The organism is Pedobacter sp. 01N416 (genome assembly GCF_056399685.1).
Window position 1 is genome coordinate 1 of record NZ_JBFTRT010000601.1, and the last position, 5,561, is coordinate 5,561.

At 40.4% G+C, this 5,561-nt stretch carries 5 protein-coding genes; 4 read left to right on the forward strand and 1 reads right to left on the reverse strand.

The window, feature by feature from the left end:
- From AC1DND_RS24375 to AC1DND_RS24390, 4 genes are all read left to right on the forward strand, one after another.
- Positions 1-529 (forward strand): FecR family protein (locus tag AC1DND_RS24375; RefSeq protein WP_477585147.1); only part of this gene is annotated, 529 nt, incomplete at its 5' end.
- 32 nt (positions 530-561) lie between these two features.
- Positions 562-2,817 carry a TonB-dependent receptor plug domain-containing protein gene (locus AC1DND_RS24380; RefSeq protein WP_477585148.1) on the forward strand — a complete coding sequence of 752 codons (2,256 nt, stop codon included), beginning with the start codon at positions 562-564 and terminating at the stop codon, positions 2,815-2,817.
- Positions 2,783-3,409 (forward strand): hypothetical protein, encoded by a 627-nt coding sequence (locus AC1DND_RS24385; protein ID WP_477585149.1) that lies wholly within the window; start codon positions 2,783-2,785, stop codon positions 3,407-3,409. Before AC1DND_RS24380 ends, AC1DND_RS24385 begins: the two co-directional genes overlap by 35 nt.
- A 7-nt stretch (positions 3,410-3,416) precedes the next feature.
- Positions 3,417-5,012, forward strand: coding sequence for a SusD/RagB family nutrient-binding outer membrane lipoprotein (locus tag AC1DND_RS24390; RefSeq protein ID WP_477585150.1), 1,596 nt, complete (start codon positions 3,417-3,419; stop codon positions 5,010-5,012).
- 69 nt (positions 5,013-5,081) lie between these two features.
- Here the strand turns inward: AC1DND_RS24390 and AC1DND_RS24395 are convergent.
- On the reverse strand, positions 5,082-5,561 hold a 480-nt coding region (locus tag AC1DND_RS24395), incomplete at its 5' end, for a hypothetical protein (protein WP_477585151.1).

Below are 5,561 nucleotides of genomic sequence, written 5' to 3' on the forward strand. Positions count from 1 at the left end.
CTTATCTGGTGAGGCATTTTTTGATGTTAAAAAAGATCCTAAACACCCTTTTATTGTGCACACCRAGCAATTGGCCGTAAAAGTACTGGGTACCGCATTCGATGTTAAAGCTTACCAGAATGATGCTTTTACCGAAACTACCTTAATTAGAGGAAGCGTTGCTATCTCGCTTAAAAATAACACCAAGCAAACTTTTATCTTAAAGCCAAACGATAAATTTACCTTGGTGGGTAGCAAACCAAATTTAAGCCAGCTCACCCATTATCGTGGAACAGGGACCGACAAAGTAATGGAAACCGCATGGACAAACCACGAACTCATCTATAAAAACAACTGTTTTGATGAAATTGCCAGGCTTTTTGAGCGGTGGTACGATGTTAAAATAACCTTTAAAGAAGCTGATCTTAAAACGGCGAAATTTACCGGACATGTAGATAAAGAAACCATTGCCGAAGCTTTAAATGTGCTAAAACTGATCGAAAATTTCAATTATTCGATAAAGGGGAAAAATGTCTATATCTACCGTTAGGACAAACAGTTAAGCAATGTATATTTGTAGCCATGAATTGTGCGCAGAGAATCATATTGTTAATTGGATTGATTTTTCCGCTATGTAGCAATGCGCAAACTAAAGTAACCTTAAATTTTAACGGAGTAAATTTTGAGCAGGTTGTTGAAGCTATACAACAACAAACTGTTTATCATTTCGCCTATAGTGAATCTAAAATCCCTAAACATCAGGTATCAATCAAGGTAGAAGAAGAGGAGGCCATAAAGGTGATCGATCAATTGCTGCGCAATAGTGATTATACCTATTCTCTTTTGCCGAATAATTTAATCGTAATCAGAAAAAATACCGAAGGAAAAATGGATTCTGATAGTGTCCGTTTTTTAAAAGAGGTTGTAATTACGGCTTTGGGTATCGAAAAAGATAATCATAAAGTTGGCTATGCCTTAACTACCATTAAAGGTTCTTCAATCATCAAGGCAAGAGAAAGTAATATGATTATGGCGCTACAGGGTAGGGTAGCGGGAYTTAACATTACTGGTGTAAACGGTGGTCCGGGATCTGCGGCACGCATACTCATCCGTGGTGTTTCCAGTATGACTGCTGCCTCTCCGTTATTTATCGTAAATGGTGTCCCCATTGATAACAGCATTCGTGGAAGTGCAAATGAATATGGCGGGGCCGATTATGGCGATGGCATTAGTAACATTAACCCAGATGATATTGAAACCATTACGATATTGAAAGGGTCGGCCGCTTCGGCTTTATATGGCGCAAGGGCTGCAAATGGTGTAATCCTCATCAACCTGAAAAGCGGTGGAGAAAATACCGGACCAAGGCTGGAGTACAATGCAAACCTGGCCTTCGATGTGCCGGTTAATTCTACTGATTTTCAATATTTGTACGGTCAGGGTACACAAAATAAACGTCCTGCCGATCTGTACAATGCAATTACCACGGGTTTGTTGAGCTGGGGAGAACTTATGGACGGTAAATTAAGCCCTCAGGTAGATGGTTCTATGCGCCCTTATGCTCCCGTTAAAAATAACATCCAGACTTTTTACCGCACCGCTCCAGCCTTTATTAATACACTATCGCTGGTTGGTGGAAATACCAATAACAACTATCGTGTTTCGGTTTCTAATTTAGATTACAACTCTGTTTTAAGCAATGGATCCCTAAACCGTAAAACGTTAAATTTTTATTGTACAGTAGCGCTAAGTTCTAAAATATCGTTGAGCTTTACCGGTAACTACATTTACGAAAGGAACAAAAACAAAAGTTACCTCAGTGATGGCCCTTTAAATGCAAATTATGGGATTTCAGCTTTAGCAACCAGTTTAGATCAATCGATCTTAGCCCCTGGTTTTGATACTGAAACAGGTTTTGAAACGCGGTGGAATGCGGATGAATATAAAACCAATCCTTATTTTTTAATGAACAAACAGGCCGATTATGCCAATAGAAACCGTTATATCACATCAGCCGTATTAAAATATAAGTTGGCCAGCTGGGCATCACTGCAGGGCAGAATTGGCTACGATTCGAGTAAAGATGAAGTGGTGAGTGTTTTACCTACAGGGACTGCATTTTCCATTAACAGGCAGGGCGGTATAAATGCCTATGATCAAAACCATACTTCAGAGCTTAATAGCGATATTTTGTTTAGTGCAACCAGAAACCTGAGCGATAAATTGAACCTCGAATTTTCAATGGGCGCAAATTATCGCGAAAGAAAGGGCAATACCGAAAAACTGAAAGGATCGCAGTTTAAAGTGCCATATCTGTATGTGCCAGAAAATCTGATTACCAGTACCAAAACATTGGCCATATCCAGAATTGTAACCGAATCGGCTTATTACACTGCCGATCTCAGCTATCAGCGTTATCTTAACTTCTCCGTTACCGGGCGTTATGATATCTATTCTACCTTGCCTGCTAACAACCGGGGCATATTTGTACCCGGTGTATCGGGCAGTTTTATTTTTTCAGATCTGCTGAGATTAAAGGGTCTCGATTTTGGTAAATTGCGGTTGGATTTTGCCAAAACCAGTGGCGAGCCCATTGTTCCGTACACCACGCAAATCTATTATACCGTAGATAATCAGGTAAATGGTGTGCCTGTAGGTGGTTTTTCAGGAGATTTACCCAATTACAATTTAAAACCGTTTACCCTAAATGAAATAGAGGCAGGCCTCGACCTTAAATTTTTCAATAGCCGTTTGGATGTCGATTTTACCTATTTCAACCGCATAACCCACAACGAAATTATTAATGCAAAACAATCAGTTATATCTGCGGGATGCTAATGGAAACATCATTATCGGATCGGATGGCATACCTAAACGGGGTAATTTTATTCCAATGGGCGGCACCATGCCTACTTTATATGGAGGGATAAGCAACAGTTTTAGCTATAAACAGTTTAGTTTTTCCTTTTTGATCGATTATCGCTTTGGCAATAAAATCCTATCCGCAACAGAATATTACAGTTATGTACTTGGCTTAAACAAGGCAACTTTATTGGGTAGGGAGACAGGGATTGTTGCCGATGGCGTGTTAGAAAATGGGCAGAAGAACACGATTAATGTTCCGGCTTATGCCTATTACCCTGAACTGGCCACCAATATTTCTGCATTATCGGTACTCAATGGCAGTTTTATCAAGCTAAGGCAGGCCACATTAGGTTATTCTTTTAGCGAACGTTTTTTAAAAAGAACACCTTTTAGTAGTATAGGGATAGATATGGTCGCGCGGAACCTGTTTACTTTGCTTAAATACACTAAAAATATAGATCCTGAATCGCAGTTCTCGCCAACATTGGGTTATGCCGGGATAGAAGGGGCTTCATTGCCTGCAACACGTACATTTGGGGTTAATTTTAATTTTAAATTCAAATAAGATGGCCATGAGAAAGTTGTGTGTTTTGGGTGCTTTTTTCCTGGCTTTAATGGGCAGTTGTTCTAAGGAAAAGCTGGACGAAATCAATACCGATCCAACAAAACTCACAGAAGACAATTACGATCCAAACAGTCTACTCGCACAGGCACAGTTAAAATACGCCAACCTGGGCTATTATCAGCTTTTGTATCAGAGTACCATGATGCAGTTGCTTGCCTCAACTTATTATTATTACAACAATGGTGATAAATACATCAACGTGGGCAGTTTTACCGATTATCAGGGTCGTATTTTTGATGAAGGTTATGCTGATGCCTCTTACATCAGAGAGATGCAACGACTGGCCCGATTAAAAGATCCAGCGGCCTATAAAAACCTGATTGCGATTGGTGATATTATGTTCGTATTGATTTTGCAACGGATTACCGATACTTATGGTGATGTGCCCTATACACAGGCTGTTAAAGCGATGCAAGGTGTTAAATATCCCGTTTACGATCGTCAGGAAGATATTTATACCCACATGCTGAACGATCTCGAAACGGCTACCGCGCAATTGGATATCGAAAAACCCGGACCAAGTGCTGATCTTTTTTATAAAGGCGATATCGGTAAATGGAAAAAATTTGGTTATTCGTTAATGGTTAGGATTGCCATGCGATTAACGAAAGTAGATCCTGAGAAGGCCAGAATTTGGACCGAAAAGGCTGCAGGCAAAACTTTTAACAGTATTAACGACAATGCGATTCTTTTAACCGATGCTTCTTCTTTTAACAGCCAAAATGGGACATCGCTTGCTTTAAGAACATTTTCCGACTATTTGGAAGTACGGTGGAGTAAAACCCTAATTGATCAGTTAAAAAATACCAACGACCCCAGGTTGGAAGTGATAGGTGAAGTACCGAAAGATGGATTGGCCAAAAATGCAGATCAGAATTTAAGCGGAAATACCGATGCAGCTGTTCAGCTTGGGATGCCAAATGGATACGATCTACAGGGTGGAACCACCGATATCAGTCGTTCGCCAAACTATCCGGGTGGTACAGGTAGCGGAAGTGACCTTGCCCCGCTCGGAAAGTATTCCAGACCACGCACCGCGATGTACCTTAAACTAGGTGGCCCAATTTTTATCCTGAGTTACGCAGAAATCGAATTTTTGCTTGCAGAAGCTAAAGTGAGAGGATGGAATATAAGCGGAACTGCAAACCTGCACTACACCAATGGCTTAACCGGCGCAATCCAATCGCTTGCACAGCTGGATCCTTTAGCTGCGGTTGATGCCAATAAAATCACTGCATTCGTAAACCTGAATCCACTTGATGAAAGCAGTACACAAAATGCACTAAGCGCAATCAATACACAATACTGGGTAACTACAGGAACGGATTTTAATTTTATAGAAGCCTGGCTAAACTGGAAAAGGAGCGATTATCCCAAGCTTATTCCCGTAAATTACAAAGGCAACGTTACCAATGGCACCATTCCCCGCAGGATGATCTACCTATCAACAGAGGTGCTGAACAACCCCCAAAATTATAAAGATGCTGTAGCCAGAATAGCTGGAGGTGATGTACTTACTGCTAGGGTGTGGTGGGATAGATAATATACCGGAGATAAGTTTAATAAAGACGTTTTGCAAGATAAGTGCTTTTTATAGCTGAAGCAGGTTGCGTTAAAACTCGTACATATTATTCGCCCGTAAGTTTTCGATTGCTATTTCGGCATCGGCCAGTAGCGGCTGTTGTTTTCGTGTTTCTTCTTCAATTGCGATTAAGGGCTTATGTCCGTATTGATTAAAAAATGATCTGGTATGCGCTTGATAATCCCTTAAAAAATCAGTTAAGGAAGTTACATCAGCGTCGAAGCCTTCACTTTCGAAGTTAAACTGACAAGAACTTTTGTAAGAAATAAATACGTCTCCACCTTCTTCAAATGAAATGGCGATGCTGTACTTACCCGGACCAGTGTGGGTAACAACTTCCTCATCATTGGTACTACCCACATTATAAACAATATCGAATGTGATGTACATTGTGTTTAGCGACTCATTTTTCTCGCCGGTAATTTCAAAGCCTGATGAGTAGCACCTATTTGTTTGGCTTTCTGAAAGAAATTCATCATTATAGATGTACTCATTTATTGTGATCGGCTG